15 protein-coding genes and 2 pseudogenes are annotated in these 16,703 nt (G+C 68.4%); 9 read left to right on the forward strand and 8 right to left on the reverse strand.

The genetic code is table 11. The annotated features are described in order from the left end of the window. Positions 1–70: 70 nt before the first annotated feature. Positions 71–757: a TetR/AcrR family transcriptional regulator gene (locus ACIBW9_RS34845; RefSeq protein WP_095850016.1), complete on the reverse strand. Its 687-nt coding sequence runs from the start codon at positions 755–757 to the stop codon at positions 71–73. A 170-nt stretch (positions 758–927) separates the two neighbouring features. Here ACIBW9_RS34845 and ACIBW9_RS34850 point away from each other — a divergent pair, with 170 nt between their 5' ends. The 6 genes from ACIBW9_RS34850 to ACIBW9_RS34875 all read left to right on the forward strand — a co-directional run bounded on the left by ACIBW9_RS34850 (position 928) and on the right by ACIBW9_RS34875 (position 6,056). Beyond that, positions 928–2,133 carry a cytochrome P450 gene (locus tag ACIBW9_RS34850; protein ID WP_398961025.1) on the forward strand — a complete coding sequence of 402 codons (1,206 nt, stop codon included), beginning with the start codon at positions 928–930 and terminating at the stop codon, positions 2,131–2,133. Positions 2,134–2,181: 48 nt separating this feature from the next. Continuing rightward, positions 2,182–2,379: a ferredoxin gene (locus ACIBW9_RS34855; protein ID WP_030944786.1), complete on the forward strand. Its 198-nt coding sequence runs from the start codon at positions 2,182–2,184 to the stop codon at positions 2,377–2,379. Continuing rightward, positions 2,376–3,560, forward strand: a complete 1,185-nt coding sequence (locus ACIBW9_RS34860) for an NAD(P)/FAD-dependent oxidoreductase (RefSeq protein WP_398961026.1) — start codon at positions 2,376–2,378, stop codon at positions 3,558–3,560. The genes ACIBW9_RS34855 and ACIBW9_RS34860 overlap by 4 nt, the downstream gene beginning before the upstream one ends. Next, the gene (locus tag ACIBW9_RS34865; protein WP_398961027.1) at positions 3,557–4,462 is read left to right on the forward strand and encodes an SDR family NAD(P)-dependent oxidoreductase; all 906 of its coding nucleotides are present in this window, start codon (positions 3,557–3,559) and stop codon (positions 4,460–4,462) included. The genes ACIBW9_RS34860 and ACIBW9_RS34865 overlap by 4 nt, the downstream gene beginning before the upstream one ends. 70 nt (positions 4,463–4,532) lie before the next feature. Continuing rightward, positions 4,533–5,510 carry a zinc-binding alcohol dehydrogenase family protein gene (locus ACIBW9_RS34870; RefSeq protein ID WP_398961028.1) on the forward strand — a complete coding sequence of 326 codons (978 nt, stop codon included), beginning with the start codon at positions 4,533–4,535 and terminating at the stop codon, positions 5,508–5,510. 87 nt (positions 5,511–5,597) lie between these two features. After that, positions 5,598–6,056: an SRPBCC family protein gene (locus tag ACIBW9_RS34875; protein WP_398961029.1), complete on the forward strand. Its 459-nt coding sequence runs from the start codon at positions 5,598–5,600 to the stop codon at positions 6,054–6,056. Positions 6,057–6,250: 194 nt separating this feature from the next. Here the strand turns inward: ACIBW9_RS34875 and ACIBW9_RS34880 are convergent, their stop codons facing one another. The 6 genes and pseudogenes from ACIBW9_RS34880 to ACIBW9_RS34905 form a co-directional block, all read right to left on the reverse strand. Continuing rightward, positions 6,251–6,397: a DUF4177 domain-containing protein gene (locus ACIBW9_RS34880; RefSeq protein WP_398961030.1), complete on the reverse strand. Its 147-nt coding sequence runs from the start codon at positions 6,395–6,397 to the stop codon at positions 6,251–6,253. A 155-nt stretch (positions 6,398–6,552) separates the two neighbouring features. Further along, positions 6,553–8,775, reverse strand: a complete 2,223-nt coding sequence (locus ACIBW9_RS34885) for an alpha-L-fucosidase (RefSeq protein WP_398961031.1) — start codon at positions 8,773–8,775, stop codon at positions 6,553–6,555. 904 nt (positions 8,776–9,679) lie between these two features. After that, positions 9,680–9,886: a hypothetical protein gene (locus ACIBW9_RS34890; protein WP_257033828.1), complete on the reverse strand. Its 207-nt coding sequence runs from the start codon at positions 9,884–9,886 to the stop codon at positions 9,680–9,682. A gap of 31 nt (positions 9,887–9,917) precedes the next feature. Further along, positions 9,918–10,743: pseudogene (locus ACIBW9_RS34895) on the reverse strand (IS5 family transposase). Positions 10,744–10,816: 73 nt separating this feature from the next. Further along, positions 10,817–11,002, reverse strand: a pseudogene (locus ACIBW9_RS34900) (MFS transporter); the annotation flags it as partial. A gap of 508 nt (positions 11,003–11,510) precedes the next feature. Further along, a complete protein-coding gene (locus tag ACIBW9_RS34905; protein WP_183127492.1) occupies positions 11,511–12,161 on the reverse strand; it encodes an oxidoreductase in 651 nt (216 codons plus the stop codon). Here ACIBW9_RS34905 and ACIBW9_RS34910 point away from each other — a divergent pair. From ACIBW9_RS34910 to ACIBW9_RS34920, 3 genes are all read left to right on the forward strand, one after another. Next, positions 12,141–12,464 (forward strand): hypothetical protein, encoded by a 324-nt coding sequence (locus ACIBW9_RS34910; protein WP_398961032.1) that lies wholly within the window; start codon positions 12,141–12,143, stop codon positions 12,462–12,464. The two genes, ACIBW9_RS34905 and ACIBW9_RS34910, sit on opposite strands and share 21 nt — an antisense overlap. A 464-nt stretch (positions 12,465–12,928) precedes the next feature. Beyond that, positions 12,929–13,558, forward strand: coding sequence for a TetR/AcrR family transcriptional regulator (locus tag ACIBW9_RS34915; RefSeq protein ID WP_051833938.1), 630 nt, complete (start codon positions 12,929–12,931; stop codon positions 13,556–13,558). 278 nt (positions 13,559–13,836) lie between these two features. Continuing rightward, positions 13,837–14,997, forward strand: a complete 1,161-nt coding sequence (locus ACIBW9_RS34920; RefSeq protein ID WP_398961033.1) for a serine hydrolase domain-containing protein — start codon at positions 13,837–13,839, stop codon at positions 14,995–14,997. Positions 14,998–15,480: 483 nt separating this feature from the next. On the opposite strand, the gene ACIBW9_RS34925 is transcribed toward ACIBW9_RS34920, so the two are convergent. Beyond that, positions 15,481–16,701, reverse strand: a complete 1,221-nt coding sequence (locus ACIBW9_RS34925) for a PucR family transcriptional regulator (RefSeq protein ID WP_398961167.1) — start codon at positions 16,699–16,701, stop codon at positions 15,481–15,483. Between the last annotated feature and the right edge of the window lie 2 nt (positions 16,702–16,703).

The raw sequence follows: 16,703 nt of genomic DNA on the forward strand, positions 1-16,703 counted from the left end.
CCCTGCTCGTGGTGCAGGGCCGGCCGATTCGAGCGGTAGCCGCGCTTCAGCGGCGTCCGGTGCGACGTTCTCAACTGCCTCGCTGGCTGTGTGCGGCGTCGAGCGTCGGGGTTGATGGCTGAGGGGCCGGTATGGGCAGCAGCCGGTGCAGCAATGACTGCTCCAGTTCGATCAGGATGTCTTCGCTGCTGGTGTGGTGACCTGGCAGGGTGTGCCAGAGGACCAGTTGGCCGTGCAGGGCGGTCCACAGGTGGATGCCGATGGTCTCCGCTTCCGGTCGACGGGCGGGCGCGATCGCCGCGAGATAGGTGTCCACGGCGTGGGTCCATGCCTGGAGCACGGTGCCGAGGGGGGTCTCGGCGGAGGGCTGACGCTCGGGTTCGTATTCCAGGCTGAACATCAGCCGGTACCGGCGGGGCTTGTCGATGGCGAATCTGCGGTAGGCGGCGGCGGTGGCCCCGATCCGCTCCCACGGGGCGGCGCCGGCTGCGGCGGCCGCTTCGCCGGCCTCGCCCATCGCTGCGGCCAGCGCCCGGTAGGCGGCGTCGAGCACTGTGGCGACCAGTTCGGTCTTGTCCTTGAAGTGCAGATAGACGCTGGGCGCGGAGATGCCGACCTCGCGGGCCACTCCTCGCAGGGAGAGCGCGTCCTCGCGTCCCGTCTCCTCCAGGATGCGGGTCGCCGCGTCGAGGATCTCCTGCCGTAGCCGTTCCCCTTCGCCCCGCACATTGGGCACCCGTCTGACCTGCTGCTTCATGGCCACCTCCTCGCTGTGTGCACCCTATCTACCCGCCCGGGCCCCCTACCCGTACGGCCGGCGCCGCAGAGGCGGAAACAGAGGATGCGGCTTCACACCCTTCGACTAACGGTGTTAGTCTATCAAGCAGAACACCTAACGCTGTTAGTTGATGGTGGAGAGGAACAGCTATGCCCTCGTCTGCGTCCGCCCCCGCGTTCGAACTCGCCCGTCCGAAGGACGCGCCTCTTGATCCTCCGCCCCTGTATGCCGAACTGCGGACGGAGCGCCCGGTCACCCGGGTCTCCCTGTGGGAGGGGCAACTCAGCCCGTGGCTCGTGACCCGCTGGGAGGACGCGCGGGCGGTGCTCGGCAGCCCGGCGTTCAGCTCCGACCCGTCTCGGCCCGGTGCGCCCAACTTCAAGCCAGGCACCCCGCAGCCCCGGCGCGGCTTCTTCCAGGGCCATGACGACCCCGTGCACGCCCTGATGCGGCGCACCCTGACCCGGGAGTTCATGGTCAAACGTATCGACGCGCTGCGTCCGGCCATCGCCCGTCTGACCGACGAGCTCCTCGGTGACCTCACGGGGCGGCCGGGCCCGGCCGATTTCGTGGAGCGCTTCGCGCTGCCGTTGCCCTCCCTGGTGATCTGCGAACTGCTGGGCGTGCCGTACGAGGACCACCCCTTTTTCCAGCGGCACTCGAAGGTCTTCGTCGACCTGACCGCCACGGCGGAGGAGACCACCCGTGCGCAGCAGGCACTGGCCACGTATCTGCTGGAACTCGTGCGGACCAAGCGCACGACGCCTGGCGACGACCTGGTCACCCGGCTCGCCGAGCAGGTCGACGCCGGTGTCATCACCGAGCAGGACGCGGCCGACCTGAGCTCCTTCCTGCTGTTCGCCGGGCACGAGACGACGGCGAACATGATCGCGCTGAGCACCATCACCCTGCTGCACCATCCCGAGCAGATCCCGTACGTGCTCGGCGATCAGGACCAGGTGGCAGGCGCGGTCGAGGAGTTGCTGCGCCACATCTCGATCGTGCACGGCGGACTGCGCCGTACGGCCGTGGAGGACGTCACCATCGGCGGCGTCACCATCCGCGCCGGCGAGGGTGTGATCATCCCGGTCGGAGTCGCCAACCGCGACCCGGAGATCTTCGCCGCCCCCGACGACCTCGACCTGGAACGCGCCGACGCCCGCCGGCACCTGGCCTTCGGCTACGGCATCCACCAGTGCCTCGGCCATCCGCTGGCCCGCGCCGAACTCCAGATAGTCCTGCCGGAACTCTTCCGCCGGCTCCCCGGCCTGAAGGTCGCCGTGCCGATGGAGGGCATCGCTTTCAAGCGGGATTCCATCGTCTACGGCGTCCACGAACTGCCCGTCACCTGGTGACCCGCACCCGCTTACCCACCCCACCGCCCCCCACAGGGAAGAACCGTCATGCGTGTAGAAGTCGACGTTCCCAAGTGCGTCGCCTCGGGCCAGTGCGTCATGCTCGCCCCCGACGTCTTCGACCAGCGGGACGAGGACGGCATGGTCGTCCTCCTCGACGCCGCCCCGCCCGCCGAACTCCACGACGCCGTCCGTGAATCGGCCACCGTGTGCCCCGCGGCCGCCATCCGCCTGGGAGAGTCATGACCACGGGCACGGCCGGTGAGCCGGCCGGTGCACCGGGCCGCGTCGTCTTCGTCGGCGCCTCCGCGGCCGGTCTCGCCGCCGCCGAAACCCTGCGCCGGTCGGGTCACACCGGCACCATCACGCTCATCGGCGACGAGGCCACCGCTCCTTACGACCGGCCGCCGCTGTCGAAGGAAATCCTCCGCGGCGCCTGGACACCGGACCTGCTGCCCTTGCGTACCGAGGCCGAACTCAACGCCCTCGGCCTGGACGCCCGTTACGGCCGCGAGGCCATCGGAGTGGACCTCGCCGCCCGGACGGTGCTGCTGTCCGACGGCAGCGAGGTGGCGTACGACGGACTGGTCGTGGCCACCGGAGTCCGCCCCCGGCGGATGCCCGGTACCCCGGCCCACACCCTGCGCACCCTGGACGACGCCCTCGCCCTCAAGGACCGCCTCGGCCCGGGCCACAGCCTGGCCGTGGTCGGCGCCGGGTTCCTGGGCGCCGAGGCCGCGGCGGTGGCGGCCGCTTCGGGCACCCGTGTGACCCTCATCGAACCCGCGCCCGTCCCACTGGCTCACGCGGTCGGCGAGGACATCGGCCGCATCCTCGCCCAGGTCCACCTCGAGCACGGCGTGGACCTGCGCACCGGGACAGGGGTCACCGAGGTCGTCTCCGGCGGCGTACGGCTGGCCGTCGGCTCCCGGCCCAACACCGAGTGGCTGACCGGCAGCGGCCTTGCCCTCGACGACGGACTGGTCTGCGACGAGTTCTGTGCCGCCGCACCCGGCGTGTACGGCGCGGGCGACGTGGCCCGCTGGCACAACCCGCTCTTCGACACCTCGATGCGCGTCGAGCACCGCACCAACGCCACCGAACAGGGCATGGCCGCCGCCCGCAACCTCCTGGGCGCCCGGCGGCCCTTCGCGCCCGTCCCTTATTTCTGGTCCGACCAGTACGACATGAAGATCCGTGCCTACGGCTACCTGCGCGGTCACGACGAGGTACGGATGGTCGAAGGCAGCCTGGCGGAAGGCAAGTTCACCGCGGTCTACCGCTTTGGCGACCGGCTCACCGGTGTCCTGGCCGTCGGCATGCCACCCAGGCGCATCCGTGGCTGGCAGCAGGCCATAGCTGCCCGCACCCCGTGGCGCGACGCCCTCTCGAACCCCCCGTCCGTCCCGGAAGGAGCGGCGGCATGAGCGGCACCACCGGTCCGGAAGGGTTCGACGCGGCCGGCGCCGACGGGATCCCGAAACAAGAACAGGAGACACACATGACCGAGAAGGTCTGGTTCATGACCGGTTGCTCACGCGGCTTCGGCCGGCTGTGGGCGGAGGCCGCGCTGCAGCGGGGCGACAAGGTCGCCGCGACCGCGCGCGACGAGAGCAGGCTCAAGTCGCTGGCCGCGGCGTACCCCGACTCCTTGCTGGTCCTGCCGCTGGACGTCACCCGGCGCGGCGCCGTGTTCGACGCCGTGGCCGCCGCCCACGACCACTTCGGGCGGCTCGACGTGATCGTCAACAACGCCGGTCACGGCCTGCGCGGTGCCGTCGAGGAGGTCCAGGAGGCCGATGTCCGGGAGCTGCTCGACACCAACCTGCTCGGGGCGCTCTGGGTGACGCAGGCGGCACTTCCCTTCCTGCGCGCGCAGGGAGGCGGCCACGTCCTGGCGGTGTCCAGCCAGGGCGGACTGATGGGTGAGGCGACCCTCGGTCTGTACAACGCCTCCAAGTGGGCGCTGGAAGGGATGATGGAGGCCCTGTCGAAGGAAGTCGCCCACCTCGGCATCAAGGTCACCATCATCGAACCCGGGCCCTACGCCACCGAGTTCTCGTCCCGCGCCTCCCTCAAGGCGTCACCCGAGAACCCCGCCTACGACGAGGCCCGCCAGGCCCTGTACGCGGACTTCGACCCCGCGGCCGTCGGCGACCCCGCCGCCACGCCGCCGGCCGTGCTGGCGGCGGTCGACGCCGCCGAGCCCCCGCTCCGGCTGATTCTGGGCAAGTCGGCCCTGCCCAAGGTCCGCAGCCACTACGAAGCGCGCCTGTCCACCTGGGCCGCATGGGCCCCCGTCTCCGAGCGCGCCCACGGCCACCCGTAGTTGACCGACACGGCATTCGCCGCAGGGCGTTGCCCCCTGCCGTCCCACCCCCCAAGAAAGGCCCTGAAGAGTGAAGGCAGCTGTCTACCGCCGCAACGGCGGCCCCGAAGTGCTCAGTTACGAGGATGTGCCGGACCCCGTCCCCGGCACCGACGAGGTTCTGATCAGGACGGAGGCCATCAGCATCGAGGGCGGCGACCTGATGTGCCGTCTCCTCGTCCCCCCTCCGGCGGACGGGTTCGTCCTCGGTTACAGCAGTGCCGGTGAGGTCGTGGCGGTGGGCTCCGCGGTCACGGGCCTGGAGGTCGGCCAGAAGGTCTGCGCTTTCGGGCAGGCCCATGGACTGCCGGCCGGTTCCCATGCCGAACTGCGCGTCGTACGCCCGGAGCACTGCTGGGTGCTGCCGGACGGTTTCGATCCGAAGGCGGCGGCCTTGGTGCCGGTCACCTTCTCGACTGCCTACGAGGCGCCGTTCGAGCGCGGCCGTCTCACAAGCGGCGACACCGTGCTGGTGCAAGGGGCGGCCAGCGGGGTCGGGCTGGCGGCGATGCAGCTCGCCAAGAAGGCGGGTGCCCGCGTGATCGGGAGCGCGTCGAACCCGGCGCGGTTCGAGGAGCTGCGTCGTTACGGCCTCGACGAGGGAATCGACTACCGAGGCGAGAACGTCCGTGACCGTGTCCTGGCCCTGACCGGCGGGCGTGGTGTCGATCTGGCCGTCGACTGCGTGGGCGGTTCGCTGCTCCAGCAGCTGATCGGGGCCACCCGTCACGGCGGGCACATCGTCCCGCTGGGCACGGCTTCCCGCGAAGAGAGCACGGTCGACGTCGTGAGCCTGATCCGCAGCAACACGACGCTCCACGGCGTAGGGCTCGCCTCCCTTCTCCATGAGCCCCGGGTCCACGCGTACATGGCGGACCTCATCCGCCGCATCGCGGACGGCGAACTGGAAGCCGTGATCGACCGCGTCTTCCCCCTGGCCGACGCTGCGGCCGCGCACCACCACGCCGAGCAGCGCGGCCGGATCGGCCGGGTCGTGATGGTGCCCTGACGTTCTCGGCGAGCACCAGCCGCACCAACCCGGGCCGGCGACGGCCCGCACCGCAGCAGACGATCAGAAGAGAGAAGGAGAAACACCATGACCTTGCTCATGGAAGTTCGCTACGAAGAAGCCGGCGTGAGCTCGGTGATGGTCGATGTCGTCGTGGAAGCCAGCGCGGAGTTCGCGTGGGATGCCGTGCGCGATGTCCATGCGGTGGACACCCGGCTCATCCCGGGATTCGCGCTCCATGTGGAAAAGGGACCAGGCAGCAGGACGGTGACGTTCGCCGATGACATGAAGATCACCGAGCGCATCGTCGAAGTCGACGATGGCGCCCGAAAGCTCACCTACCAAGCGACCGAGGGCGGGCCGCTGACACACCACCTGGGGTCACAGACCGTGCGGGAGGACGAGGAGGGAGTCCATCTCGTCTGGAGGACCGAGTTCGCGCCCGCGTCGGTCGTCGACTACGCCACCAGCACCATGCGGACCACCGTGGCACTCATGAAGAAGACGATCGAAACGGCGTTCGCCGATCGGCGAGACCCCTCCTGACCACCTCCGGGCAGGCCGCCCGGCCGATGATGTGCGCCGTGGAGTACGGCGGGTACGGCGGTCCCCAGGGGCTGAAGATTCGCGTAGTCGCGCGGCCGCAGCCGGGCGCCGGCGAGTTGCTCGGGAGATCCGCGACGACATCCACGAAGCCTTCCTCAGCCTGGCCTGCAGCATCATCTGCTGGCGCCGACTGGTCAACCTGTCACTTTGTTAGGAGTTCTCAGGCCCCAGCCGTCCTCGGCATGCTTGTTGAGAACCTTCTCCAGTTTGTCGCTGTCCAGTGCGTCACCGATCAGCGACTCCCTGGAACTGACGACCTCGTAGGTGTGGCCGTTGCTCATGCCTGCGTGCCCTCCGGTGTGTTGTTGCACTGCCCGGGGCCAGCCAGTCATGCTCCGAGGCAGGTCACACCTGCGGGACGACCTTGCTCCCGGGACTTCCGACGCGCGTCGGCGGGGGCCGGAGCGGCTGCCCCGGCGCCCGCCCCTCTGCCTGCTCAGGCCTTGGTGAGGGTCCACTGCACGTTGGTGCTGCTGTTCCCGGACCACTGCTTGGTCACGGAGCCCGAGGGCACGTCGCCGCCGCCGTCGAGGACGAGGCCGGTGGCGCGGTTGACGATCCAGTACCTGTTGCCGCCCTGGTACTTGAGCTGCCACTGCTGGCTGTTGCCACCGGTCCAGGTCGCCTCCAGGGCGGGGGAGCCGTTCGTGGTGGCGCCCCCGCCGTCGGCGACCATGCTGTTGGCGCGGTTGACCAGCTTGTAGTAGCCGTTGCCGAGCTCGACGGCCTGCCACTGGAGGTTGGTGCTGCCGTTCCAGGTCCACTGCTTGAGGTTGGAGCCGCTGGGGACGTTCCCGCCGCTGTCCAGCACCAGCCCGTCGGTGACGTTGGTGATCCTGAACCATGCCGAGGGGTTGAGCTGCACCTTCATCGACACGACGGCGTCGTTGTTGCCGGTGACGCGCAGGTCGGCGTTGTCGGCGGTGAAGGTCCAGGCGGTGCCGGTGAAGTTGTCACCGGAGTAGCCGATGATCTGGTAGCCGGGAGCCGGCTTCAGCGAGGACAGGCTGCGGCTGGGCAGGCCGGCGAGCGACAACTGGTCGGCGGTGTAGGAGCCGAGCTGGAGCAGGGAGGAGCCGCCCGAGTAGTTGACGTCCTGGTAGACCACGGCCCCGGACAGCGGCTGCACGGCGGGGATCTGGCCGGAGAAGGTCAGCTTCACGACGTAGGCCAGGGCGGAGAACGGCGCCGTCGACGACGGCAGGGTCACGTGCAGCCCGGTCGAGTCCTGCGTGGGGGTGGGCAGGTCCGTGTAGGTGCCTGCGGTGGAGTTCAGCAGCTTCGCCGAGGTCAGAGAACTGACGTTGATCCGGGCCGAGTTGAGCGTCGATATGGTCAGTGTGCTTCCCGGCCAGCCGAGGACCGTGGCGTACAGGACGGTGTTGTTCTTGTTCCGGGTGAAGCGGATGTCCTGTGCCGTTCCGACCTGCGGGGCGGTGAAGGCGCCGCCGCCCATATGTGTGGGGCCTTCGCCGTACGTGGTCCAGGCCCGGGTCGAGTAGACCGACTCGCCGAAGCGGCGCAGGTAGTCGCCGATGCCGAGGAGGATGTCCTTCTGGGCCTGGGGGATGGTGCCGTCCGCCATCGGGGCGATGTTGAGCAGCATGTTGCCGTTCTTGCTGACCCGGTCGATCAGTGAGTGCAGCATCTGCTGGGTGCTGTAGTAGCCGATGCCGTTCGTGTAGCACCAGCTGGAGCTGGAGATGCTGTCGTCGGTGAGCCAGTAGGGGGCGGTGATGTCCCCGGGGCCGCCGCGCTCGTAGTCGAAGACCTCGCCGTGTCCGTTCAGGCCGTCCTTGTAGGTGGCGACGACTTCGCGGCCCCACGCCTGGGCCTGGTTGTAGTAGTACGACAGGAAGTTCAGGAGTTGCGTCTGGTCGACCTTGTTGAGGTCGAAGTCCTGCCAGATGATGTCGGGCTTGGCGAGGTCGATGACCTCTTTGAGCTTGTCGTACCACAGCTGGTTCTCGGCCGTGGTGCCCAACTGCCCGTACAGCTTCTGCAGGCTCGGGTCGGACTGCGCGGGCACGTGGTCGTAGTAGCCGTTGAAGTTGAACGCGTGGTGCATGGCCACCAGGAGCTTCAGCCCCTTGGCGCGGATGGAGTCGGTGAACAACTGGAGCAGGTTGAGCTGGGGGCCCTTGGCGGCCGAGTTCCACTCGTTGACCGAGCTGTTCCACATGGAGAATCCGTCGTGGTGTTCGGCGACGGGGCCGGCGAACCGGGCGCCGGCGTCGACGAAGAGCTGCGCCCACTCGTCCGGGTCGAAGTTCCCGCCCGCGGACTTCAGTTTCGGGGCGAACTTGTTGAAGTTGCCGTTCAGGTCCTTCGCGCCGTTGATGAAGTTGTGGTACGGCCACGCCGACGGGTCGCCGAAGGTGGCGATGTGGTGCTGGTTGCACGCATCGCCGCTGATGTACATGCGGCGCGGATACCACTCGTTCCCGTAGGCCGGAACGCTGAACACACCCCAGTGGTAGTAGATGCCGAACTTGGCGTCCTTGAACCACTCGGGAGCCGCGGTGTGCTGGTCGACCGAGGCCCACGTGGGGGTGTACGTGGTCGCGGCCCGGGCGGTGCCGGCGGCGAGGACGTTGCCTGCGACCGCAGTCGCCGCGACACCCGTGGCACTCGCCAGGAACTGGCGTCTGTTGATCATGGTGGTACCTCCGTCAGAGCTGTGGTGGGAGACCAGGGCCGGTGGTCAGTGGCGGGCACTTCCGGTGGCGGGAGCACGACGTGCGCGACGCAACCCGGACCGGACACGGTCGGCAGGTGACTGACTCGGCGCCACGGCCTACGGGCGACGAAGTCCGCGGCGCAAGCGGGTGGTTGGAGCGCGTCACCGGCTGCGAACGGCAACGGACTGTGCGGACTCCAGGGAGCTCGTGGCAGAGCAGGTTCCTGACGACATGTCCTCACTCCGTTCCCGTGCGGCAGCACCGCCGCGTGACCGTTTCGGCTCCGGGACTTCTTGCAGACCCCTGAGCCGCGTGGTGCCGGATGTCACGCATGAAATTGCGGCACTCACCCTGCCCATGTCAACGGTCGTGCAGGGATGAAAGCAGCTCGCCAACTGAGCTTTTGTTCATTTTTGTGAGAGATTCTGCTGATCTATCCCTCGATAGACATGGTATGTTTAACCGTCAGGCGTCAGTGGTCCCGGATCGGTTGCAGTGCCGGGAGGGCGCCGGTCCTCCGGTCAGCCCCGGCATGGCCCAACGCGACCCGGCAGTACGAGCGATGGACGGCGACGTGGGGGAGCGACGTACGCGCGGCTCACTGTGCTCGACCTCGTCGCGGCCGTGGGATCGTCTTGCGCCGGGCAGGACATCTGCTCTTTGGTGCGCCCTGACATTCAGACCGGCCCTTCGGGTCTGCCGAGTTGGCCGGCGTCGACGCGCGCCGGCGGGCCTGTTCGAGTCCGTCGGTTGCAGTCGAGGAAACTTCAGCAGTAGGCGCTGCTCGAGAGGGTCTACTGAGCAGCGCGGGAAGAGAACAGCGCTCGCCCGAGCAACTCCGCCACGCCGCACCATCAGCCCACGTAGCCCGAGGTGACTGGTCTATTGCGCCCAGCGTCCCATGGTCGGCGAGGTGCCGATCAGGCACTCGATGCCGGTCGGGAAGCCGACGAGGGCGTAGGCGGTCAGACGCAGATGGCCCTCAAGGCAGACCAGGTTGTCCTGCCTCTCGCCGACGAGGATGAGGGGCGGAAACCGCTCGCCGCTGATGAGCGCCCGGGCTGCGTCGACGAATGGTTCGTTGGGCACGTCGAACGCTCGCAGCCCTGCCTGAGAACTCCTAACAAAGTGACAGGTTGACCAGTCGGCGCCAGCAGATGATGCTGCAGGCCAGGCTGAGGAAGGCTTCGTGGATGTCGTCGCGGATCTCCCAGCGGATGCGCAGTCTGCGGAACCAGTGCAGCAGTGCAAAACTCTGCTCGACCACCCAGCGGTGCACGCCCAGTCCGGAACCGTGCTCGACTCCGCGCCGCGCGATGACCGGGGTGCCCCCCAGGGCCCGCGCCTGCTTGCGGTACTTGTCGTGGTCGTAGCCGCGGTCGGCGTAGAGCGCGACCGGTCGTTGTCGGGGCCGTCCGCGCCGGCCGCGTACGGGCGGGACGGCCTGGAGCAGGGGGATGAGCTGGGTGACGTCGTTTCGGTTTCCGCCGGCCAGCGATACCGCCAGCGGGATGCCGTGCCCTTCGGTGATCAGATCGTGCTTGGAGCCTGTTCGGGCACGGTCGACCGGGCTCGGTCCTGTTTTGGGCCGCCTTTAAGCGCCCTGACGTGCGAGCCGTCGATCACCGCCCTCGACCAGTTCAGCGCGCCGGCGGCGTTCAGCTCGGCCAGGAGTGACTCGTGCAGATGCTGCCAGACTCCCGCGTCGTTCCAGTCACGCAGACGCCGCCAGCAGGTCATGCCGGAGCCGAAGCCCAGCTCCTGAGGCAGGAACTCCCACGGAATGCCGGTGTACAGCACGAACAGGATGCCTGACAGCACCTTCCGGTCGTCCAGACGCTCACGGCCAGGTGATCCGTTCGGCGCGGCACAACCGGCAGCAACGGCTCGATGCGCGCCCACAGCCCATCCGGCACGATCCACGGCGGCTGCTCACCCTTTCTCATGCGCCGGCTAACAACCCATCAGACACCAACATTCCAAGGCGAGTTGTCGCATTCTGTTAGGAGTTCTTAAGGGCGTGGGGACCCCCAGCCGGTTGCCGTCGGAGATGCCCAGGTCTGCCTGGGCGGCGGGCAGGGCGATGTTCACGATGGTTGCGTCGAGCACCACCATGAGCTGGGCGAGCGCGATGAAGACGAGCGCCCTCCAGCGGTTGGCTTCACCGCTCGGGGCGGCGGAGGCTTTGCGAGCTGTTTCGGACATGGGGGTACTCACTTCGGGACTTCGTGACGGAGAGCGAAGGAAGAAGGAGGGGCCCGGGCCTGGCGCCGGACCGGGGGGAGGATCCTGCCGCCGGGCCCGGGCGGCGCGCCGGTCCCGTCCCCACGGATCCGGCGCGGCGGGACCGCTCCTGCTCATGAGCGGCCCCGGTCTGAGGTGGTGTGCGTAGCAGGAAGGGGGCGGGCTGCTAGGGGTAGGAGGCGCCTGCGGGGCCCGGACGGCTGCCTCGACCAGTTCTGTGTCTGCGGGACGGGAGGTGTTTGGCGTCGCAGGCAGGGCCAGGGGCAGGGGGCCAGCGATTCAGCACGCGCCGGGGACAGGCGGGCCGCGGTGCAGATGAGGGCCGATGGTGCTGCGGCAGGACGACGGGCGCCGCCGGGGAAACCGGTGAAGGCACGGTACGGCCTGCGGTGAAGACATGAGGTCCGGTTCGTCCCGCGCCATGGAGAGCGCGGCGCTGGGCTGTTGACGAAGCTGGGCCCGTTGAGGGTCAGGAGGGCAGGCCGGAGGCGCGGGAGATGACGGTGTCGAAGGCGCGGTCGGACACGAGGCGCCGCAGGGCGATGAGCGGGCGGGCGCCGAAGCCGTTGGCATAGCGGGTCTTGGGACGGCGGGCGGTGACGGCCTTGCCGATCGCGTCGGCGATCACCTGGGGCGGGGAGTTGCGCTTGGCGTGGGCTTCGGAGCGCATCAAGGAGGCCACGGCGTCGGCCTGCTTGGCGTAGGCACCGGCGGCGGAGGAATTCTCCAGCTGGTCGGCGGCGATGCCGCTCCACTCGGTGGCGATGGCGCCGGGCTCGATGACGACGACGTCGATGCCGAAGGGCTTGGCCTCCAGGCGCAGGCAGTCGCTGAGGGCTTCGAGAGCGAACTTGGTGCCGTGGTACCAGCCGCCGAGCGGGACGTAGATCTTGCCGCCCACGGACGTGATATTGACGATCGTGCCGGCGTGCTGGGCGCGCATGTGCGGCAGGGCCAGCTGGGCCAGGCGCATGGCGCCGAAGACGTTGACCTCGAACTGGCGGCGGGCCTCGTCCATGGTGACGTCCTCGATGGCGCCGTAGGAGCCGTAGCCGGCGTTGTTGACCAGCACGTCGGTGCGGCCGGCCTCGGCGACGATGTGGTCGATGCCGGCGGCCATGGAGCCGTCGTCACGGAGGCGATCGCCATCAACCACGCCGTCAAGGCCGCCGCCCGCGCCCTCGGCGCCGACCCCGTCGACCGGGATGCCGAAGCCCGCGCAGGCGCTGCACTGGCCGCGCTGATCCAGGCGGGCCAGGCCGACCGAGACATCCACCAGGACGTCACCGTCGACGACATCTACCTGCTCTTCAGCACGGCCCCCACCAACCAGCCCTCCGCCGCCCGCGCCCGCTGGCTCACCCTTGTCCTCACCGGCCTGACGACCCACACGCGAACCGGAGACACCGGAACTGCCTCATAACCACTGCCTTCCAGCAGGGGCGGCCAGGCAACCGCGTTGTACGGCCGTACGGACAGCCCGGCGCGGCGGTCAGGCCGGACAGCCCTACGTCGGCCCAGGTGCATCAGCCACGGTGGTTCAGGGCGCGAGTGAGGTCGCGGTTCGCGGCCCGGGCGGCATCGAGTTCTGCCTGCCGCTCCTCCAGAGCCTGAGCCGGTTGAATGTTGCGCTGTTCCAGCTGGAGCGGTGAGCCGACGAGAAGAGTGGGTCATCACGGGACTCCTTGGTGCACGTTCGGTCCGGCTGGTTGCCCGGCGCGCGAACTCGATGCAAAATGTACTCAATACGTTTTGTATCGCAGGAGAGTGGAGCAGCGCGCGAGTCCGAGGTAGCAGCCCGGTCAGCTCCGTGCACGACTACCTACACAGCGGCTCGCCTCTCAGTCAGGAGGCAGCCTCGCAGCTGCCGACGGAGAGGATGGCCCGATGAACCACCCGACCACCCCCGCGCCCGCCCGTCCACCCCGCCAGCGCAAGGCGACCCGCGCACAGCTGATCGCCGCGGCCGCCGACCTGTTCGCCGAGCATGGCACCACCAACGTCAGCATCGGCGCGATCTGCGAGCGCGCCGGGTTCACCCGCGGCGCGTTCTACTCCAACTTCAAGACCGTCGACGACGTCTTCTTCGCCCTGTACGAACAGCGCAACGCCGAGGCTCAGCAGCGGCTGGAGGCGCTGACCGCCGACGCGCCGTTTTCTGAGCAGGCTCGCTGTTCCCTGGAGTCCGTCGTGGCCACGATCTTGCGGGCGCTGCCGATGGATCCGCAGTGGGTGGCGATCCGCACCAGTTTCGCGGGGCAGGCCCAGCACCGGCCAGAGGTCGCGGCCGCACTGCGCGAGCATGCCGAGCAGCTCCGTCGGCATCTCCAGCCGCTGCTGTTGCATGTCCTGGAGCTCACCGGCCGTCGACCGCTGGACTCCGTAGAGGATTTCACCCGGGCCGTCATCACCGCGCACGTCGGCGCGATCACTCAGTCAGCACTCCACGACGACCCCGAAGCCGTCCGCGAAGCCGTCGTCTGCGGCATCATTCTCGGCCTGACCACCGAACAGTGAGCAAGAGCACCTCCGCTCAGCTCAGCAGTCCTGGCTGTGGACGTGATGGCGGGCCACGCCGCGCGGGTCGCGGACGACGCACGCGACAGCCTCTCGATCCGATCGTTCACACGGGCCGGGTGCGCTTCAAAACCCGTTCCGATCCAGCGACTCAGCCGCCAAGGCGACCGCGCCCGCACGACGCGGGGCCCGTTCAGCCCTTTAGTCCGCATTAGTCGTTTCGTTCTTCTGGACTCAGCGCTGCTGAGACATTCAAAACACGAAGGGAAAAGCTGAGGATGAAAGAGATCTCGGGTCAGTGCGACGACCGGTTCGCCGCAGTGAGGAAAGCCTTCGAGCAGGCCCTGGACCAGAGCCAGGGCGGGGCATCGACGGCGGTGTTCCTGGACGGCGAGCCGGTGGTCGATTTGTGGGGCGGCTACGCCGACCGTGCGCAGACCCGGCCCTGGACCCGCGACACCCTGGTCAACGTCTGGTCGGTCACCAAGACCATGACCAACCTCTGCGCGCTTGTGCTTGCCGACCGCGGGGAGCTGGACCTGTACGCACCCGTGGCGCGGTACTGGCCGGAGTTCGCCGCCGAGGGAAAGGACGCGGTCGAGGTCAGGCATCTGCTGTCCCACACCGCCGGGCTGGCGGGCTGGGACGTGCCGCTGGCGGCTCCCGACGAGCTGTATGACTGGGACAGGTGCACCGACCTGCTCGCCGCGCAGAAGCCCTGGTGGCAACCGGGCACCGCCTCCGGCTACCACGCCGTGACCCAGGGCTATCTCGTCGGTGAGGTGGTTCGCCGGATCACCGGGCAGAGCGTGGGGCAGTTCTTCGCCGAGCAGGTGGCCACCCCGCTGGCCGCCGACTTCCACATCGGCCTGCCCGCCGAGGCCGACCATCGTGTCTCGAATGTCTTCAACATCGACGGCCTCCCCCTCCCGCCCGAGCTGGAGGAAACGGCTGCCAAGGTGTTCGGGCGCCCCAACGTGCTGGCCGACCCGGAGCCGTTCGCGGCCACGCGCGCCTGGCGGGCTGCGGAGATTCCTGCCGCCAACGGCCAGGGCAATGCGCGCTCGGTGGCCGCCGTGCACTCGGTGATCGCCTGCGGCGGCGAGGCACGCGGTGTACGAGTGCTGTCCGAAAAGGGCGTCCAGACCCTCTTCGATCAGCAGTCGGACGGCGCCGACCTGATCCTGGGAAAGCACGTGAAGTTCGGTATGGGCTGGGGGCTGGGCAACGACGATCTGCCCATGGCCGGGCCTCGTACCTGCTACTGGGGCGGCGCTGGGGGCCAGATGGTCATCGCGGACTGCGACAACCGCCTGACCGTGGCGTTCACCATGAACCACATGAAGCTGGGCGGCAGTAACGGCAGCATCAACACCGGCGGCGACGAGCGGTTCCACCGCATCGCAGAAGCCGTCTATCAGGGCCTCGGCCGCCCGTAATGCCCGCACCGACCACAGCAAGCGTGCTCGACGGATCCGTCGAGCACGCTCCAGACCTAGGACCAACGCACAGCCTGATCTTGAGCTGTGCGCCTCGAACGGGAGCCTCGATCGGGAGATCACCGCAGGCCGTGAGCATGAAGCAAAGCCGCTCCTCGATGTCCAGCATCGCGGATGGCGCTCTTCCTGTCTTGCGGCCGACACTGCGCAGTAGTTGCGGCCAGGCCGAGGCCCCACCTCTGGCCTGGCCCGCTGAACTGCGAGCGGACGGCGGAGGGATGGACGGGCCAACGGCACGAGCGCACGCCGTTCCGCCCGGGATTCCCTTCAGTACGCCGGGCGAGGTCGTCGGCCAACGTTCCGGCTTCCGCGTCGACGAAGCCCGGACTGCTGGGGCGTTGGCGCTTGTGCCCTTTGACCATCTCCCGCAGCGGGCGGACCGCTGGACAGTGTGGCATCCCCAGCCCCGATGATGGGCTGCACCTACTCGTCCTGGAGGTTCAGCCAGTGCATCGCGTCCAGGGCGATGCCGACATTGGTGCCGTGCCGGTCCAGAGTGACGGGCAGGCGTTCTTCGGCGCGGCGAATGCGTTGCAGGATGGTGTTTCGGTGGGTGAACAGCAGCTCTGCTGTCCGGGATGCGTTGTACCGCTGGTGGATAAACATTCGCAGCGTGTCACGTAGGTCCTGTGGGCCTGTGGCCAACGGGCCGAGAGTCGCGTAGATGAATTCGCGTAGCCGGGCTTCATCTCGGGCCAGCAATATGACGGCGGCGACGTCGTCATAGAAGGCAACCCGGTGCGCGTTGTTGCTCTGCACCAGCCGTTGGGTCTCCACCGCGCGGTCGTGGGTGCGTCGGAACCCGTCCACTCCCTCGTCCAATGAACCGATCGCAAGCCTGACGTCGCGGTGCGGGGCTAGAGCGGTCTCGAGCGCCTCGGCCGAAACTGGGATTCCGGGCGTCAGCCACAGCCACAGCGACGAAGCGCTGGCATGAACGAGCAGCCGGCTTCTGGACTCCGCGATCCGGCCGAGCGCGCTCGCCACCTGCACGAGTGCCGCGCGATCGGCGAACTGTGGTGGCGCCCAGAGGATTACCCCCAGATGTCTGGCTGAGAGCGGGTATCCGAGACTCTGATCAACACCGGTCACAGGAACCGGTGTTCCACCCAGGATGAGATTGACCAGCTCGAGGCGTCTTACGTGCTCGTCGCCCGACAGAGCTGCGCGCTCCTGCTCCAGAATGTCGATCACGGCAGTGACTGTGCGGTCGACCCAGAGCGACAGTGAGCGCGAGGCCCGGTCAAGCGCGGGCTGCAGGACGGCGGTTTCATCGCACAGTGAAAATGCGATCCGCATCAAGATGGACCACATCGCCTGTTGAGCGGCGTAGTTGGCAGCGCGGAAGGTGTCCTCCTCACCCCAGCGATACCCGTCGCGCGAGATGTTGACGATCTGGCTTGTCAGGAGGGGCTCCACGTCCCGCCACGGGTCCTCGTACATCGAGCGTGCCCAATGATGGGAGTAGGCCCGGGTCGCCTCACCGATCGCCTCAGAAATGGAGGGGTCCGATCCGAAGCGGGCATCGATTGCGTTGACAAGTGCGTCCTGGATCGGACCCAAGACGGAGGGATCGGCCAGGAATTCCTTGCACATGGTGCGTAGCAACTTTTCGGAGTCGCCCCGCAAACCGGCGCCATGCATAG

This window comes from Streptomyces sp. NPDC049541, assembly GCF_044465725.1.
Classification (GTDB): domain Bacteria; phylum Actinomycetota; class Actinomycetes; order Streptomycetales; family Streptomycetaceae; genus Streptomyces.

Bases quoted from the DNA above. Each gene is read 5' to 3' on its own strand.
- ACIBW9_RS34845 (WP_095850016.1), bottom strand. From the start codon at position 757: ATGAAGCAGCAGGTCAGACGGGTGCCCAATGTGCGGGGCGAAGGGGAA.
- ACIBW9_RS34850 (WP_398961025.1), top strand. From the start codon at position 928: ATGCCCTCGTCTGCGTCCGCCCCCGCGTTCGAACTCGCCCGTCCGAAG.
- ACIBW9_RS34855 (WP_030944786.1), top strand. From the start codon at position 2,182: ATGCGTGTAGAAGTCGACGTTCCCAAGTGCGTCGCCTCGGGCCAGTGC.
- ACIBW9_RS34860 (WP_398961026.1), top strand. From the start codon at position 2,376: ATGACCACGGGCACGGCCGGTGAGCCGGCCGGTGCACCGGGCCGCGTC.
- ACIBW9_RS34865 (WP_398961027.1), top strand. From the start codon at position 3,557: ATGAGCGGCACCACCGGTCCGGAAGGGTTCGACGCGGCCGGCGCCGAC.
- ACIBW9_RS34875 (WP_398961029.1), top strand. From the start codon at position 5,598: ATGACCTTGCTCATGGAAGTTCGCTACGAAGAAGCCGGCGTGAGCTCG.
- ACIBW9_RS34880 (WP_398961030.1), bottom strand. From the start codon at position 6,397: ATGAGCAACGGCCACACCTACGAGGTCGTCAGTTCCAGGGAGTCGCTG.
- ACIBW9_RS34885 (WP_398961031.1), bottom strand. From the start codon at position 8,775: ATGATCAACAGACGCCAGTTCCTGGCGAGTGCCACGGGTGTCGCGGCG.
- ACIBW9_RS34905 (WP_183127492.1), bottom strand. From the start codon at position 12,161: ATGGCCGCCGGCATCGACCACATCGTCGCCGAGGCCGGCCGCACCGAC.
- ACIBW9_RS34915 (WP_051833938.1), top strand. From the start codon at position 12,929: ATGAACCACCCGACCACCCCCGCGCCCGCCCGTCCACCCCGCCAGCGC.
- ACIBW9_RS34920 (WP_398961033.1), top strand. From the start codon at position 13,837: ATGAAAGAGATCTCGGGTCAGTGCGACGACCGGTTCGCCGCAGTGAGG.
- ACIBW9_RS34925 (WP_398961167.1), bottom strand. From the start codon at position 16,701: ATGCATGGCGCCGGTTTGCGGGGCGACTCCGAAAAGTTGCTACGCACC.